Origin of the sequence: Variovorax atrisoli 110B (assembly GCF_000382045.1) — a bacterium.
Taxonomy (GTDB): Bacteria; Pseudomonadota; Gammaproteobacteria; order Burkholderiales; family Burkholderiaceae_C; genus Variovorax; species Variovorax atrisoli.
This window is the reverse complement of sequence record NZ_KB907460.1, coordinates 1-14,755: the sequence shown is the minus strand read 5'-3', so window position 1 is coordinate 14,755 and position 14,755 is coordinate 1. Positions and strand designations below refer to the sequence as shown.

Annotated in this window: 16 protein-coding genes; 11 read left to right on the top strand and 5 right to left on the bottom strand. The window is 65.3% G+C overall.

The window, feature by feature from the left end:
• Nucleotides 1-64 precede the first annotated feature (64 nt).
• Genes G369_RS0125755 through G369_RS0125745 form a run of 3 tightly spaced genes read right to left on the bottom strand, consistent with a single transcriptional unit; the run spans nt 65 to nt 2,811 of the window.
• The gene (locus G369_RS0125755) at nt 65-883 is read right to left on the bottom strand and encodes an ABC transporter permease (RefSeq protein WP_019656934.1); all 819 of its coding nucleotides are present in this window, start codon (nt 881-883) and stop codon (nt 65-67) included.
• A 4-nt stretch (nt 884-887) separates the two neighbouring features.
• Nucleotides 888-1,736, bottom strand: a complete 849-nt coding sequence (locus G369_RS0125750; RefSeq protein WP_020723264.1) for an ABC transporter permease — start codon at nt 1,734-1,736, stop codon at nt 888-890.
• A 46-nt stretch (nt 1,737-1,782) separates the two neighbouring features.
• Complete coding sequence (locus tag G369_RS0125745) at nt 1,783-2,811, bottom strand: ABC transporter substrate-binding protein (RefSeq protein ID WP_019656932.1); 1,029 nt, start codon at nt 2,809-2,811, stop codon at nt 1,783-1,785.
• A 306-nt stretch (nt 2,812-3,117) separates the two neighbouring features.
• On the opposite strand from G369_RS0125745, the gene G369_RS0125740 reads away from it, so the two are divergent.
• From G369_RS0125740 to argE, 4 genes are all read left to right on the top strand, one after another.
• Nucleotides 3,118-3,531, top strand: coding sequence for a RidA family protein (locus G369_RS0125740; protein ID WP_019656931.1), 414 nt, complete (start codon nt 3,118-3,120; stop codon nt 3,529-3,531).
• A 5-nt stretch (nt 3,532-3,536) separates the two neighbouring features.
• Nucleotides 3,537-4,211 carry a DUF1028 domain-containing protein gene (locus G369_RS0125735; RefSeq protein WP_019656930.1) on the top strand — a complete coding sequence of 225 codons (675 nt, stop codon included), beginning with the start codon at nt 3,537-3,539 and terminating at the stop codon, nt 4,209-4,211.
• A 67-nt stretch (nt 4,212-4,278) separates the two neighbouring features.
• Complete coding sequence (locus G369_RS0125730) at nt 4,279-5,289, top strand: LysR substrate-binding domain-containing protein (RefSeq protein ID WP_019656929.1); 1,011 nt, start codon at nt 4,279-4,281, stop codon at nt 5,287-5,289.
• Entirely contained in the window at nt 5,286-6,467 is a 1,182-nt protein-coding gene (argE, locus tag G369_RS0125725; protein WP_019656928.1) for an acetylornithine deacetylase, read from the top strand. Before G369_RS0125730 ends, argE begins: the two co-directional genes overlap by 4 nt.
• A 119-nt stretch (nt 6,468-6,586) precedes the next feature.
• Here argE and G369_RS0125720 read toward each other — a convergent pair whose 3' ends face one another.
• Entirely contained in the window at nt 6,587-7,837 is a 1,251-nt protein-coding gene (locus G369_RS0125720; RefSeq protein ID WP_019656927.1) for a flavin-containing monooxygenase, read from the bottom strand.
• 267 nt (nt 7,838-8,104) lie between these two features.
• On the opposite strand from G369_RS0125720, the gene G369_RS0125715 reads away from it, so the two are divergent.
• The 7 genes from G369_RS0125715 (at nt 8,105) to G369_RS38720 (ending at nt 14,485) form a co-directional block, all read left to right on the top strand.
• Entirely contained in the window at nt 8,105-9,235 is a 1,131-nt protein-coding gene (locus G369_RS0125715) for an ABC transporter ATP-binding protein (protein ID WP_019656926.1), read from the top strand.
• Nucleotides 9,232-10,242: an NAD(P)H-quinone oxidoreductase gene (locus tag G369_RS0125710; protein ID WP_019656925.1), complete on the top strand. Its 1,011-nt coding sequence runs from the start codon at nt 9,232-9,234 to the stop codon at nt 10,240-10,242. Before G369_RS0125715 ends, G369_RS0125710 begins: the two co-directional genes overlap by 4 nt.
• Before the next feature lie 5 nt (nt 10,243-10,247).
• Nucleotides 10,248-10,862 (top strand): glutathione S-transferase, encoded by a 615-nt coding sequence (locus G369_RS0125705; RefSeq protein ID WP_026346626.1) that lies wholly within the window; start codon nt 10,248-10,250, stop codon nt 10,860-10,862.
• 11 nt (nt 10,863-10,873) lie between these two features.
• Entirely contained in the window at nt 10,874-11,362 is a 489-nt protein-coding gene (locus G369_RS0125700) for a type II 3-dehydroquinate dehydratase (RefSeq protein WP_019656923.1), read from the top strand.
• A gap of 2 nt (nt 11,363-11,364) precedes the next feature.
• Nucleotides 11,365-12,318, top strand: a complete 954-nt coding sequence (locus G369_RS0125695; RefSeq protein ID WP_019656922.1) for a 2-hydroxyacid dehydrogenase — start codon at nt 11,365-11,367, stop codon at nt 12,316-12,318.
• Between the two features lie 468 nt (nt 12,319-12,786).
• Nucleotides 12,787-13,824, top strand: a complete 1,038-nt coding sequence (locus tag G369_RS37780; protein ID WP_167333978.1) for a CHC2 zinc finger domain-containing protein — start codon at nt 12,787-12,789, stop codon at nt 13,822-13,824.
• Entirely contained in the window at nt 13,817-14,485 is a 669-nt protein-coding gene (locus G369_RS38720) for a hypothetical protein (protein ID WP_157773782.1), read from the top strand. The genes G369_RS37780 and G369_RS38720 overlap by 8 nt, the downstream gene beginning before the upstream one ends.
• Before the next feature lie 93 nt (nt 14,486-14,578).
• Here the strand turns inward: G369_RS38720 and G369_RS0125685 are convergent.
• Nucleotides 14,579-14,755 (bottom strand): transposase (locus G369_RS0125685; RefSeq protein ID WP_019656920.1); only part of this gene is annotated, 177 nt, incomplete at its 5' end.

Here is a 14,755-nt window from a genome sequence, read left to right as displayed (position 1 = left end):
TGGCCCCGTCAACGTCGCGACCTGGAGCGCTCGCGGCGGCGCCCGGCTGCGTGCGCAAGGGCCTTCATCGATCCTCGATGTTCAGGATCTTGCCCAGACCGAGGAAGTAGTTGGCCAGGGCCAGCACCGTGGCCGTGACCGCGATGTAGACCACCGACAGCGCCGCCAGCGTCGGGTCGGCGAACTCGCGAACGTAGTTGTACATGGCCACGGGCAGTGTCTGCGTGTCCTGCGTGGTCACGAACAGCGACGCCGTGAACTCGCTGAACGACATGATGGCCGCGAACAGCCAGCCGCCGAAAAGCCCTGGCGCCAGCAGCGGCACAGTCACGGTCAGCAGCACCTTGAGCGGCGAGGCGCCGAGGCTGGCCGCGGCCTGCTCCAGGCGCTCGTCCAGGTTCTCCATCGACACGTAGACGCTGCGCATCACGAAGGGCAGCACCAGCATCACGTGGCACAGGATGGCGATGCCCCAGCCGCGCTGCACCGAGGCCTGCGACACCAGGATCAGCAGGCCCAGCCCCAGCGTGAAGTGCGGCACCACCAGCGGCGAATGCAGGATGGCCAGCAGGGTCTGCTTGCCCTTGAATTCCATCCGCTTCGCTGCGATGGCCAGGCAGGTGCCGATCACCAGCGCCAGGAACGACGACCAGCCGGTGATGACCAGGCTGGCCTTGAAGCCATGCTGGAAGTCGGGGTAGCTGAACACCCGCGCGAACCATTGGAGCGAGTACGACTCGGGCGGGAAGGTGAGGATGGCCTTCTCGTTGAACGCGGCGATGGTGACCACCACCACCGGCAGCAGCACGAAGCCCAGCAGGATGGCTATCAGCAGGGGGCCCGCGATGCGCAGCGGAAGCGGCAGGGCGCTCTTGATCTTCATGGTGTCAGTGGCCTCCGATGGCCTTCAGCCGCCTGGTCAACTGGCCCAGGGCGAGCAGCGCGGCAGCGGTCAGCAGCAGGCCGACCACGCTCAGGCTCGCGGCCAGCGGGAAATTCATCGACGAGAAGCCGAGCTGGTAGACCAGCGTGGACACCGTCGGCACGCGGCCGCCGCCGATCATCTGCGGCGTGGCGAAGGCGCTGAAGGTCCAGGCGAAGGCCGTGGTGATGCTGGCCAGGATGCCGGGCATGGACAGCGGCAGCGTGACCGTGAGGAAGGTCTTGACCGGGCCCGCGCCCAGGCTTTGCGCGGCCTTCTCGTAGTCGCGGTCGATGTGGGAGATGGCGGTGGCCAGCATCAGCACCACCACCGGGATGGTCACGTGCACCAGCGCCACGAGCACGCCCAGGTGGGTGAACATGAGCTCCAGCGGCCATTCGATGAGGCCGAGACGGCGCAGCACGCCGTTGATGAAGCCGTTGCTGCCCAGCACCGCGATCCAGGAGTAGGTGCGCACGATCTCGCCCAGGAACAGCGGCGTGATCGACACCACGAGGATGAACGACTTGAGCGCACGGTTGCGCACGCGCACCAGTGCATAGGCCAGCGGATAGGCTGCCAGCAGCGAGAACACCGTCGTCTCCACGCTCAGCAGCAGGGTGTTGGCGAACGCGGAAAGATAGATCGACTTGGTCAGGCCGCTGAAGTTTTCGAGCGTAAGGCCGCCCACGTCCAGCGAGCCGGGCACGAAGGCGCGGAAGCTGAACTGCAGCACGGCCAGCAGCGACACGGCAATGCCCGCCGCAACAATGACGGCCGGGGACACCAGCCAGGCCCGTAGATCGGAACGCATTCCAGCCCTTCGCAACAACTAACTTCAGGTGCTCTATCGCCAGCGATCAGTTCATGATGTTTTCAGTGAACCACTTGCGCCATTCGGCGGTCTTCTCGGCGCGCAGCTTGTTGTCGATCACGATGGCCTGGGTGTCCCACTGTTCCTTGGTGGTGAACACGCCGGGCAGCTTGGCGTCCTCGGCCGAGACCTTGGCATTGGTGACGACCGGGCTGGCCTTCTTGGAGGCGACGATCTTCGACTGCACGTCGGCCGACAGCGCGATGTTCAGGAACTTGTAGGCCAGATCGGCCTTGGTCGTGCCCTTCATGATGGCCATCGTGTCCACGCCGAGCACGGCGCCTTCCTTGGGCATCACGACCTTGATCGGCACGCCCTGGCTGGCCATGTGGTACGCGTTCATCGACAGGATCACCTCCACGGGCGTCTCGCCGGTGGCGATCAGCTGCTGGGCGTTGGCGTCGTTGGTGTAGAAGGCCTTGAAGTTGGGCTTGAGCGCCTTGAGCTTTTCCTGGCCCTTCTCCCAGGTGGCGGCGTCGCCGCCCGAGAGCATGGCCGACACCGCGATGATGTGGCTGGGGTCGAAGTCGGGCGCGCTGAGCTTGCCCTTGAGCGCCGGGTTCCACAGGTCGTTCCAGCTCTCGAGCTTGATGCTGGCGGGCACCAGGTCGGGGCGGTAGCCGATGGAGTAGACGTACGCCCAGCTGCCGATGTGGTACGGGCTGATCTTGGCGCGGTCCACCAGGTTGGCGTAGTTCGGGATCTTGGCGGTGTCGATCTGCTCGAACAGGTTGCTGTTCACATACAGCCAGCCCACGTGCGAGGTCGTGAAGGTGATGTCGCTCTCGGGCTTGGAAGCCAGCTTGGCCTTGTTCAGGCGATCGATGGTGCCGCCGGTCACGTACTTCACGGGCACGCCGGTCTGGCGGGTGAATTCCTTGCCGATGTTGTCGTCGATGAGGTCACGGAAGCTGCCGCCCCAGGTGCTCACCACGAGCGCGTTGTCCTGTGCCCAGGCGGTGGTGCCGCCCAGAGTGACGGAGAGCGCGCACAAAGTCAGAAGCTTGCGAATCATTGATTGAACCTCGATCGTAAAAGTTGAACATCTGCCGGTACTGCGATTGCGGGGCGCCCTGCAAAACCTTCGGCACGTGCAGCACCTGCATCACGGGGCCGGATCATAGGAATGGCTTACGTCGCGGCCTAATCGCCTTTTACGTAGAGGTGGCTCAAATTTTCCGAGGGCCCCGGCGCGCCCGCCGCTCGGAAATTCCTAAACGGTCACACGGAAAAAACAAATGGCGCCAACGGCCGGCGCCGACGACCATGCCGGTCCCGGCGCCATCGGCGTCTCATGCCCCCAGCCTCCCCTGCAGCGACCATGAAGCACACCCGCATCCGTCCTTTCAACACCAAGGTCACCTACCCGGAACAGAAGCTGGACAACGACCTCTGCCAGGCCGTCGTCGCCCGCGGCCGCACCGTGTTCCTGCGCGGGCAGATCGGCCAGAACCTGGAAACCTCCGAGAGCGTGTGCATCGGCGACGTCGCCGGACAGGCCGAACAGGCCATGTCCAACATCGCCATGCTGCTGGAGGAAGCCGGCGGCGAACTGCAGGACATCTGCAAGATCACCATCTACATCATCGACCCGCGCTACCGCGAGGCCGTCTACCTCGTGGTCGGCCGCTGGCTCAAGGGCGTGTTCCCGGTGTCCACCGGCATCGTGGTCTCGGCCCTGGCCCGCCCCGAATGGCTGGTGGAGATCGACGCCACCGCCGTCATCCCCGACTGAACGCCATGACCTTCTCCATCGTTGCGCGCTGTCCCGCCACCGGCCAGTTCGGTGCGGCCGTGGCCTCCTCGTCGCCCGCCGTGGCGTCGCGCTGCGTGCGCGGCCGCCGTGGCGTGGGCGCCGCCGCCAGCCAGAACATCACCGACCCCGACCTGGGACCGATGCTGCTCGACCTCATGGCCGCCGGCAACACGCCCGCGCAGGCCGTGGCGCAGCTGCAGCAGCAGCGCCCCTTCATCGACTACCGCCAGCTCATGGCCATCGACGCGCACAACCCGCCGGTGGTGTTCACCGGGGCCAACGCGCTGGGTACCCTGGCGAGCGTGGTGGGCACGCACGCGGCCTGCGCCGGCAACATGCTGCGCAACCGCGAGGTGCCGGCGGCCATGCTGGCGGCCTTCGAGAAGGCCGAGGGCGCGCTCGCCGAGCGCCTGATGCTGGCCATGCTCGCCGGCCAGGCGGCCGGCGGGGAGGAAGGCCCCGTGCATTCAGCGGGATTGCTGGTCTACGGCACGCAGAACTGGCCCGTGGTCGACCTGCGCCTGGACTGGGTTGAAGCCGACCCGGTGCAGGCGCTGTACGCCACCTGGCAGGTCTATGCGCCGCAGCAGGAGGCCTACATCACGCGGGCGATCGACCCGCGCGCCGCACCCAGCTTCGGTGTGCCGGGCAATCCCTGACGCAGGGGTGTCGCTACACTGGCGCGGTCGCTTCCGCGCCGCGCGTGGCGCGCCTACCTGTTCCGATATGCTCAACCGCGTCTCCCTGCGCCAGATGGAGTACTTCGTCGCGACGGCCAAGTACGGCAGCATCGCCGCGGCCTCCGCGCAGATCCACATCTCCTCCCCCTCGATCTCCGCGGCCATCGCGCACATCGAGAGCGAACTCAACGTCCAGCTGTTCGTGCGCCATCCCTCCAAGGGACTGGGGCTCACCGCCATCGGCACGCTGGTGCTGAACCAGTGCCAGGACGTGCTCGAACGCTCCTCGCGCCTCTACGAGATCGCTTCCGACTCCGGCGACGTGATGCAGGGCCCGCTGCGCGTGGGCAGCTTCCAGTCGCTGACGGCCATGATCGCGCCCGAGGTCATCTTCCGCTTCGCGCGCGCCTTCGAGCGGGTCGAGATGCAGATGGTGGAGGGCGACCAGGAAGTGCTCATGAACAAGCTGCGGTCGCTGGAGATCGACGTGGCCCTGACGTATGACCTGCGCCTGGACGACGACATCGAGTTCGAGAGCCTGGCCACGCTGCCGCCCTACGTGCTGGTGAGCGAACTGCATCCGCTGGCGCAGCAGAAGGCCGTCACTTTCGAGGAGCTCGCCCCGCAGCCCTTCGTGCTGCTCGATTTGCCCATGAGCCGCGACTACTTCACCTCGCTGTTCGCCAGCGTCGGGCTGACACCCAACATCGTGGCGCGCTCGCGTTCGGAAGAGGTGGTGCGCTCCATGGCCGCCAACGGCATCGGCTATGCGCTGTTCAACGTTCGGCCCAAGTCCAACCTGTCGCTGGACGGCAAGCGCATGGTGCGCGTTCGCCTGGCCGGCAAGCACCGCCCCATGCTCCTGGGGCTGGCCACCTACAAGCCCATGAAGCAGTCGCGACTGACCCAGGCCTTCATGGACCGCTGCCGCGCCTACATCTCCGACCAGTACATCCCCGGTATGAGCGCGGCCAGCTTCTTCGATCCCCATCCCGTGGCGCCCGAGACGCAAGAAACGCCAGACTCGCGAGACGCGCCACCCGCGCAAAAACCATGACCACTGAACGCTCCGCCAGCGTCTCCAGCGTCTCCCTGCTGGAGACGCTGATCGCCTTTCCCTCCGTCTCGCTGCAACCCAACGACGGGCTCATCGCCGCGGTGCAGGACATCCTCTCGGCCGCCGGCATCGCCTCCACGCGCGCGCCGGACCCCGAGGACCCGCGCCGCACCAACCTGTTCGCCTCGGTCGGACCCGAGGGCGTGCCCGGCGTGCTGCTGTCAGGCCACACCGACGTGGTGCCCGTGGAAGGGCAGCCCTGGACATCGCCGCCTTTCGAGGCCACCCACAAGGACGGTCGCATCTACGGACGCGGCGCGGCCGACATGAAGGGCTTCGTCGCCTGCGCAGTCACCGCCATGGTGGCTGCCGCCGGACGGCCGCTGAAAAGGCCGCTGCAGCTGGCTCTGTCCTTCGACGAAGAGATCGGCTGCGTCGGCGTGCGCCATCTGCTGCGCCGGCTCGAAGGCCATCTGCCGGCGCCGTACCTGTGCATCGTCGGCGAGCCCACGCTGATGCGCATCGGCACCGGCCACAAGGGCAAGGCCGCCTACCGCGCGGTCTGCTGCGGCGAGGCCGGTCATTCGGGCCTCGCGCCGCAGTTCGTCAACGCCATCCACATGGCCAGCGACCTCGTGGCCTCGGCGCGCGAGGTGCAGCGCGAGCTGGCCGAAAGCGGCCCGCGCGAAGAAGGCTACGGCGTGCCCTACTCCACCGTGCACGTCGGCACCATCCAGGGCGGCCGCGCACTCAACATCGTGCCCAGCGAATGCACGCTGAACTTCGAGATCCGCAACGTCGCGCAGGACGAGCCGGCGCAGATCCTCGAACGCATCCTGCAGAACCTGGCCGCGCGCGTGAAGCGCGAGGCCCAGCACGCCAACGCACCGCTGCCCGAGGTCACGCTGCAGAACAGCTACCCCAGCCTGTCGACACCGGAAGATGCGCCGGCCGTCGGCCTGCTGCGCGGGCTGCTGCCCGAGGGCACGCCCACCACCAAGGTCGACTACGGCAGCGAGGGCGGCCTGTTCCAGCAGAGCTGGCAGCAGACGCCCGTGCTGGTGTGCGGCCCCGGCAGCATCACGGTGGCGCACAAGGCCGACGAATACGTGGAGCTGTCGCAGCTGCAGGCCTGCGACCGCATGCTGGCTGGGCTCGTCGACTTCCTCTGCCGCTGATCGGATAGATCGATAGATCAGCCGGGTCACGAGATGCCGCTGCCCACGGCGCGCATCGAATGACGAAGGCCGCCGGATCGCAGGATCCGGCGGCCTTCTCATTCACGCACCGTGCGCGATCAGCTCTTTTCGTAGGACATGTAGCCCTGCTGCAAAAGGATGTGGTCGGCGATGTACTTGGCGTCATGCCACACGCCGTAGATGAACGACGAGGCACGATTCACCAGGTTCGGCAGCCCCAGGAAGTAGATGCCGCTTTCGGCCGAGATGCCGCGCTTGTGGTACGGCTCGCCGTTCTCGTGGAAGGCGTTGACCTGCAGCCAGCTGTAGTCGAACTTGAAGCCCGTGGCCCACAGCACGGTCGTGATGCCGGCCTCGCGCAGGTTCAGGCTCAGCGTGGGCTCGGTCAGGCATGCGGGGTCGGGCAGAAGCTCCCAGGCCTCGGGCTCGGGCGGGAACGGCAGGCCGTTCTGCTCGATGTACGCGTCGGCTTCGCGCAGCACGTCGAAGTACGCCTGGTCACCCTCGGCCACGTTGCGGGCCAGGCCTTCGGCGAAGCGCATCACGCCGCCCTCGTAGGACTCGGTCAGGCCCACCAGCTCGATGCCCGCGTGGGCCAGGCGCCGGAAGTCCACCGTGCGGCCGCCCTCGTAGCCGCTCACGGCGAAGGCCACGTGCTTCTTCTTCGGCTTGATGCGGACTTCGTCCCACAGGCCGAGCGCGCCCAGCCACCAGCAGTAGTCGCGGCCGCGGTACGAGCGCGGCGGGCGGTAATGCTCGCCCACCGACAGGTACACCTTGCGGCCGGCCTGGCGCAGCTCTTCGGCGATCTGCGAGCCCGAAGCGCCCGCCCCGACCACCAGCACCGCGCCGTCGGCCAGCTGGCCCGGGTTCTTGTAGGCCGATGAATGCAGCTGCGCGACCGGCGCATCGGCCGGCACGATGGCGGGATAGGCCGGGATCTGGAACGGGCCGGTGGCCGCGACCACGTTCATCGCCTCGATCACGCCTTGCGAAGTGCTCACCTTGAAGCCCGGTCGGCCGACATGGCGCTCGACGCGCTGCACCTCCACGCCGGTGCGCACTGGGGCCTTCAGCATGGCTGCGTAGTCCTCGAAGTACTGCGCCATGCGCTCCTTGGGCGGAAAGGCCTCGGGCGAGATGCCCTCGAACTTCAGCCCCGGAAAGCGGTCGTGCCAGGCCGGGCCGTTGGCGACCAGCGAATCCCAGCGCTCCGAACGCCAGCGCTCCGCGATGCGATTGCGTTCGAGCACGAGGTGCGAGACACCCATGGCCGCCAGATGCTCGCTCATCGCGATACCGGCCTGGCCTGCGCCGACCACCAGGGTATTGATTTTCTCCACAGACATTTGATGTTCCTCAGGATGATCGACGGGGCTGTTTCGGCCGGGCAGGCCGGCGCTGCCACACACCGATTGGGGGCCGAGTCTGATGAAGGGCATGGCGTTTGAAAATCATGTTTTTCAGACGCAAGGCTTAGGAAAAAGCGAAGCGCGGCCGCGACGCCCGCAAGACGTTGCGCAACGCTGGAGAAAGCGCCTGTTTCGTTTTTTCCGAGGGGCCGGCTCAATATCTGCAAATGCCCGATGGCAGCCGATTGACTTATCGTTTCGGCCATGAATCCTGTCCCTCCCGAGCTCGGCCCCAATGCGGCCGATGTGGCCGTCAGCATCGAAGGCGTGGTCAAGAAGTACCACGACCAGACCGTGCTGCGCGAGGTCTCGCTGAAGATCCGGCGCGGCGAGTTCCTCACACTGCTGGGGCCTTCGGGCTGCGGCAAGACCACGCTGCTGAACCTGATCGCAGGCTTCGCCGAGGCCGACAGCGGCGAAGTCTTCATCGACGGCCGCCCCGTCACCAGCGACCCGCCGCACCTGCGCAAGATCGGCCTCGTGTTCCAGAACTACGCGCTGTTCCCGCACATGACGGTGGAGCGCAACATCGGCTACGGCCTGCGCATGCAGGGCGTGCCCACGGACGAAGCGGCCAGGCGCATTCGCGATGCCATGGCCATGGTCAAGCTCGACGGCCTCGGCCACCGCAAGCCGCGCGAACTCTCGGGCGGCCAGCAGCAGCGCGTGGCACTGGCGCGCGCGCTCGTCATCCAGCCCAAGGTGCTGCTGCTCGACGAACCCTTCTCGGCCCTCGACAAGAGCCTGCGCGGCTCCATGCAGGTGGAGATCCGCGAGATCCAGCGCCGCCTGGGCCTGACCACCGTGTTCGTCACGCACGACCAGGGCGAGGCGCTGGCCATGTCCGACCGCATCGCGGTGATGTCGGCGGGCGTGATCCGCCAGATCGCGCCGCCGGCCGAGCTCTACCAGAGTCCGCAGGACCCCTTCGTCGCATCCTTCCTGGGCGACGTGAACATCCTGCCTGCCTACTACCACGGCAAGGGCGCGGGCGACGTGCAGTTGCGCCTGGGCTCGGGCCTCATCAGCCTGTCGCAGGACCGGCTCGTGCACGCCTCGCACGAAGGCGAGCGACTCGACGTGTACGTGCGGCCAGAGCATCTGCGGCTGGAGAACCTGCACCCGGCCTCGGTGCTCAGCGGCACCGTGGTCAATCACGTGTTCCAGGGCGACCACATCAACACCTTCGTCGACGTCGACCTGCCGATGACGGCACGCCAGATCGTCACCGTGCGCAGCCCGGGCCTCACGGCCATGCGGCAATGGCCGGTCGGCTCTGTGGCAGGACTGGCGCTCGCACCTGAAGGCGTGAGCGTCTTCAGCCCCCAGCCATGAACGCCATGACCGAAGCGCTGCCCTCCACCATGCAGGCCATCGTGGCCCGCGAACCGGGCGATGCCAGCGTGCTCGTGCTGGTCGAGCGGCCCGTGCCGCAACCCCGCCCCGGCGAGGTGCTGCTGCGCGTGCTGGCCGGCGGCATCAACCGGCCCGACATCATGCAGCGCCAGGGCATCGCCAAGCCGGCGCCCGGCGTCACCGACGTGCTGGGGCTCGAAGTCTGTGGCGAGGTCGTCGCCTGCGGACCGGGCGTCGACCCTGCGCTGCGCGGCACGCGGCGCATGGCGCTCGTGCCCGGCGGCGGCTATGCGCCCTGGTGCGTGGCCGCGGTGGACCATTCGTTCGCAGTGCCGGCCCGCCTGTCCGACGCAGAGGCCGCGGCCCTGCCGGAAGGGCTCTTCACCGTCTGGCACAACCTATTCGAGCTGGGCCGGCTGGCCATGGGCGAGACCGTGCTGATCCACGGCGCCACGGGCGGCATCGGCTCGCTCGCGGTGCAGATGGCGCATGCGGCCGGCTGCACCGTCATCGCGACCGCCAGCGACGAGGCCCGCTTCGCCGATCTGAAAACCATGGGCGCGGACCTCGCAATCTGCTGGCCTACCACCGACTTCGTGCAGGCCTGCCTCGACTTCACCGGCGGGCGCGGCGTGGACGTGGTGCTGGACATCGTCGGCGGCGACTATGTGCGCCGCAACCTGCAGGCCATGGCCTTCGGCGGCCGGCACGTGAGCCTTTCTTTCATGCAGGGCTCCGCCGTCACGGTCGAACTGCTCACGCTGATGCAGCGCCAGCTGAGCCTGCATTCCTCCACCATGCGCCCGCAGACGCATGCCGAGAAGGCACGCATGGCGCAGGCCATCTCGCGCCACGTGCTGCCGCTGCTCGCCAGCGGACGCATCGCGCCGCGCCTGCACGCGCGGCTGCCGCTGGCCCAGGCCGCACAGGCCCATGCGCTGCTGGAGAGCGGCCAGGTGTTCGGCAAACTCGTCCTGGAGCCTTGAGCATCATGCGACTGCTGTACGCCCCCACCTCGCCCTTCGTGCGCAAGGTCATGGTCTGCGCCCACCTGAGCGGCCAGGCCGAACGCATCGAGTGGCTCGACAGCGCCGCTCACCCGGTGCGCCGCGACAACCGCATCGCGGCGCACAACCCGCTGGCCAAGGTGCCGACGCTGGTGCTGGACGACGGCGAGTCGCTCTACGACAGCCGCGTGATCTGCGAATACATCGACAGCCTGGGCAGCGCCGGCATCTTTCCACCGGCCGGCCCCGCGCGCTGGAAGGCGCTCACGCGCCAGTCGATGGGCGACGGCCTGCTCGACGCCGCATTGCTTGCGCGCTACGAACTCACGGCGCGGCCCACTGAAATGCAGTGGCCCGTCTGGCGCCAGGCGCTGCTGACCAAGGTCACGGCCTGCCTGGGCGCCATCGAGGCCATCGCGCCGGAGCTGGCAACGGCTGGCCCCACCATCGGCGAAGTCGCCATCGGCTGCGGCCTGGGCTACCTCGACTTCCGCTTTCCCGAACTGGACTGGCGCGCCAGCCACCCCGCCGCAACGCGCTGGTATGCCGGGTTCGCGCAACTGCCCGCCATGCAGGCCACCCTTCCCCACGAAGCCTGAAAGCACCCACGATGAGCAACACCACCACGCTTCCTCCCCTCACGGTCTGGTTTCTCAACGGGCCCAACGCCAACCTCTATGGCCTGGATGCCAACAAGACCTACGGCAGCGACAGCTTTCCGGTGCTGCAGTCGCGCTGCGAGCAGAAGGCCGCCTCGCTGGGCGTGGACCTGCGCTTTCTGCAAAGCAACCACGAAGGCCAGCTGATCGACTGGATCCAGGAAGCGCGCGGCGTGGCCGACGGCATCGTCATCAACGCGGCAGGCCTCACCTACACATCGATCGCCATACTCGACGCACTGCTGGCCTTCCCCGGCAAGATCATCGAGGCCCACATGAGCAACATCTGGAAGCGCGAGCCCTTCCGCCACCACTCCTTCATCTCCAAGGCGGCCCATGGCGTGATCGCAGGCCTGGGCGGCGACGGCTACGAGTTCGCGATCGAGGCCGTGGCCCGCCTGGTTCGCAGTGCCAGCGAACAGCAGCAGAAGAGCGCCTGAAGATGGCACAGCAGCAGCAGCGCCTCGGCACCCTGGTCTTCTACAGCGACTTCGACGATTTCGGTGCATGGCAGAAGGCACTGCAGGCGCAACTGCCCGACCTGCAGGTGGTCCACTCCAGCGCCCTCGAGCGGCCCGAGGACGTGCATTACGCGATGGTGTGGAAGCCGCCCGAGGGCTTCTTCCAGCAGATGCCGAACCTGCGGCTCATCGTCAACCTGGGCGCCGGCGTCGACGCCCTGGTCTCGCGCAGCGACCTGCCCGCCGGCATCCCCATCACACGCATCACCGATCCGAACATGTCTCGCATGATGGCCGGCTACGTGCTGTTCGCCGTGCTGCGCCATGCGCGCGACATTCCCCACTTCGAGCAGGCCCAACGGCGCGGCGAATGGGCCTACCGCCACCCGCGCTCGCCCGAGGAAATCACGGTGGCCGTGCTCGGCCTGGGCCATCTCGGCGCCATGGCCGCAACCGAAGTGCAGCGCCAGGGCTTCAGAACGCTGGGCTGGTCGCGCAGCCAGCGGCTGATCGAAGGCGTGGAATGCTTCTCTGGCATGGAGACGCTGGACACCGTGCTCGGCCAGGCCGACATCGTCGTGCTGATGCTGCCGCTCACGCCGCAGACGAAGGGCCTTTTCGACCGCGCACGGCTGGAGCGTATGCGGCCCGGCGCCGCCTTCGTGAATGTGGCCCGCGGGGCGCTGGTCGATCAGGCGGCGCTGACTGCGCTGCTGCAGAGCGGGCATATCGGCAGCGCGACGCTCGATGTGTTCGAGCGCGAGCCGCTGCCTGCCGATGATCCGCTGTGGGGCATGCCGCAGGTGCTGATTACGCCGCATCTGGCTTCGGTTGCTATTCCCTCCTCGTCTGCGCGGCAGATCGCGGCGAATATCCTGCGTGTGGCGGAGGGGGAAGAGCCGATGGATGTGGTTGATCCGGGGCGGGGGTATTGAGGGGTTGGGTTGAGAGGGCCTGCGGAGTTGGCGTGCCCTGTTCAACGTCGTGATGCGGAAGGGCCCGCACGAAGAATGCCTGCCCTCTTAAGGGTCTGCTTTCGCTTATTCCGTGTTCTCGTATGGACGAAATCGCATTGGCAGCTTCGCGTCGCACGACTACCTTGTTTATGGGATGTCGGAATAGTTTCAAGTCTGCATATTGAATGCTGTAGCGCTGGTGTGGGCGTGCGGACGAGATACGCCGGATTTCTTGATCTTTGAACACGGCCTGTGAGGGCAGGTGCACTCTCTGGTTGATCCTGACGTAACTACCTTGCCCGATTGGCTGCCACCGCAGGCATGTGTGCGTTCAGACGTTAGCGGACTGGCAACCACATTTGCATTGTCTCTATGGGACAATTTCCGTAAGAGAACGGAAACTGGCGCGAGGAGATGGTTTTGCGGCGAACCAGTACAAAGGCAGCCATGCCGACGCAACTGAGCGATCAGACGCTCGCACGCCTGCGCGAATTGCCAATGGCGGAAGTCGCGGCAGCCATGGGGATCATCCTGCGCGGCAGCAAGGCAATGTGCTTCAACGGACACGATACGGCGAGTCCGAGCTTCACAGTCAGCAAGACGAGAAACACTTGGAAGTGCTTTGGATGCGGTGAACATGGCGACGCAATCGCGCTCGTCCGGAAAATTCATGGCTTAGGGTTTATAGACGCCTGCAACTGGCTCTGCAGCCATTTCGGCGTCGCCGGCAGCGACGTACCACCCAGTAGACTCGCGCGTTCCATTGCACGGCCTACAAAGCCTCAGTCAGTCGTTCCCTCGACTTCTGTCCCCTCAAATAGGCCTGACCCTGAGCTATACGGTTGGTTGACAGCGCACTGCGGCCCTGTAAAAGCATCTTTGGGGATCAATTACCTCCAAGCTCACGGAATTTCACCCGAACTGGCGCTCAAGTTTGGCATCGTTGAACTCGTAAATCCAACCAAGGCTTATCTAAAACTCGAGAAGCACTGGGGTGCAGAGCGAATCCGCGCCGCGGGACTATCTGGGAGCCGACGAGCACTAAGTTGGTATGGCTACGCTCTGCTCTTCCCCTTCAAGTCCGGGGCGGCTACAGAATACCTTCAAGTTCGCTGCCTGGAGAGCAGTATGAAATTCTTTGGCCCAAGCGGCATCCCCAAACCTATGTTCAACCGCGAGAGGCTTCGGCAGTTGCGGAAAGGGGGTCTCCTCCACATTTGTGAGGGCGTTCCGGACGCAGTTGCCATGGAGGGGGCTGGATTTGCAGCAGTCGCGGTTTTAGGGGCCACATCGTTTCGCTCCGAATGGGTTGAAGAGCTACTTCCATTTGACTTAGTGGGCGTTCCCGATGGGGATACCGCGGGCGAAAAGTTCATGAAATGCCTTGCAAATGAGTTTCGGGCGAGAAGCAAGAGCGTTCGGTTTGCGATTCCACCTGAAGGCATGGATGCTAGCGACGTGATTGCACGAGGAAAAAATGCGTAGTTTTCTGGATCAAGTATGCGACGAATTGAACATGCGTTGGGCATGGGAGAAGGTGAAACGGGCCTCCGTCCCCGGCGACATCTGGATCGACGAAGCGGACCTCGCCTCCTTTGAAGTTCATTTGGGTCGCGAACTCCATAGTCTGAGTGACGATCTTTGCTCTGGAAGATTTCGGATGTCACCGATTCGGCCGATGGCTTTCCCGAAGAACCCTGATGGAGATGGAAATCCAAGGGTTCGGCAATACTTCCACTTCACGATCAGAGATCAAGTCGCTTGGACTGCAGTTGTGAACGTGTTGGGGCGCCATGTCGATACAAAGATGCCTGTTTGGAGCTATGGCAACAGACTCTTCCGGTCCACATGGATTGAAGAAGATTCCCATGGCAAGAAGACTCGAAAAATCGGTCCATACAGACATTCCTCTGGCCGAATCTATCGACCGTTTCAGCAGGCTTGGCCGCTATTTAGGCGCCATATTGCGTTGGCGGTTTCTGCAGCCGCAACCGGTCAATCCAAGGCGGACAACCTTGAGAATGATGAGCGGGACGAGCTTGAACTTCAGTATCAGATGCATCGCGCTGATCGATGCCCCTTTGTTTTTCCTGATTATTGGAATAGCTCAGAAACAGATCCTAGGGAACGTCTGATCAAGTCGTAAATTGGCCGGCTGAAGAGGGTGCGTGCGGTCCCGCTGCACTCGCAGGCTCGTTGCACCGAGCATCCGATGCGTTTGAGGGCTTCTATGCCCCCTTCACGCTGCCTGCGGGCGCAGCTGTCCCATCATCGCAATCAGTTTCCTTCTGACCATCCACAAGTTCGACAGCGCAAACAGCGTGATCACGTGCGCAGTGTTCTTGGCTAATCCCTTGAATCTCACCTTTGCCAAGCCGAACTGACGCTTGATCACCCGAAACGGGTGCTCCACCTT

Bases quoted from the DNA above. Each gene is read 5' to 3' on its own strand.
- G369_RS0125755 (WP_019656934.1), bottom strand. From the start codon at position 883: ATGAAGATCAAGAGCGCCCTGCCGCTTCCGCTGCGCATCGCGGGCCCC.
- G369_RS0125750 (WP_020723264.1), bottom strand. From the start codon at position 1,736: ATGCGTTCCGATCTACGGGCCTGGCTGGTGTCCCCGGCCGTCATTGTT.
- G369_RS0125745 (WP_019656932.1), bottom strand. From the start codon at position 2,811: ATGATTCGCAAGCTTCTGACTTTGTGCGCGCTCTCCGTCACTCTGGGC.
- G369_RS0125740 (WP_019656931.1), top strand. From the start codon at position 3,118: ATGAAGCACACCCGCATCCGTCCTTTCAACACCAAGGTCACCTACCCG.
- G369_RS0125735 (WP_019656930.1), top strand. From the start codon at position 3,537: ATGACCTTCTCCATCGTTGCGCGCTGTCCCGCCACCGGCCAGTTCGGT.
- G369_RS0125730 (WP_019656929.1), top strand. From the start codon at position 4,279: ATGCTCAACCGCGTCTCCCTGCGCCAGATGGAGTACTTCGTCGCGACG.
- argE (WP_019656928.1), top strand. From the start codon at position 5,286: ATGACCACTGAACGCTCCGCCAGCGTCTCCAGCGTCTCCCTGCTGGAG.
- G369_RS0125720 (WP_019656927.1), bottom strand. From the start codon at position 7,837: ATGTCTGTGGAGAAAATCAATACCCTGGTGGTCGGCGCAGGCCAGGCC.
- G369_RS0125715 (WP_019656926.1), top strand. From the start codon at position 8,105: ATGAATCCTGTCCCTCCCGAGCTCGGCCCCAATGCGGCCGATGTGGCC.
- G369_RS0125710 (WP_019656925.1), top strand. From the start codon at position 9,232: ATGAACGCCATGACCGAAGCGCTGCCCTCCACCATGCAGGCCATCGTG.
- G369_RS0125705 (WP_026346626.1), top strand. From the start codon at position 10,248: ATGCGACTGCTGTACGCCCCCACCTCGCCCTTCGTGCGCAAGGTCATG.
- G369_RS0125700 (WP_019656923.1), top strand. From the start codon at position 10,874: ATGAGCAACACCACCACGCTTCCTCCCCTCACGGTCTGGTTTCTCAAC.
- G369_RS0125695 (WP_019656922.1), top strand. From the start codon at position 11,365: ATGGCACAGCAGCAGCAGCGCCTCGGCACCCTGGTCTTCTACAGCGAC.
- G369_RS37780 (WP_167333978.1), top strand. From the start codon at position 12,787: ATGCCGACGCAACTGAGCGATCAGACGCTCGCACGCCTGCGCGAATTG.
- G369_RS38720 (WP_157773782.1), top strand. From the start codon at position 13,817: ATGCGTAGTTTTCTGGATCAAGTATGCGACGAATTGAACATGCGTTGG.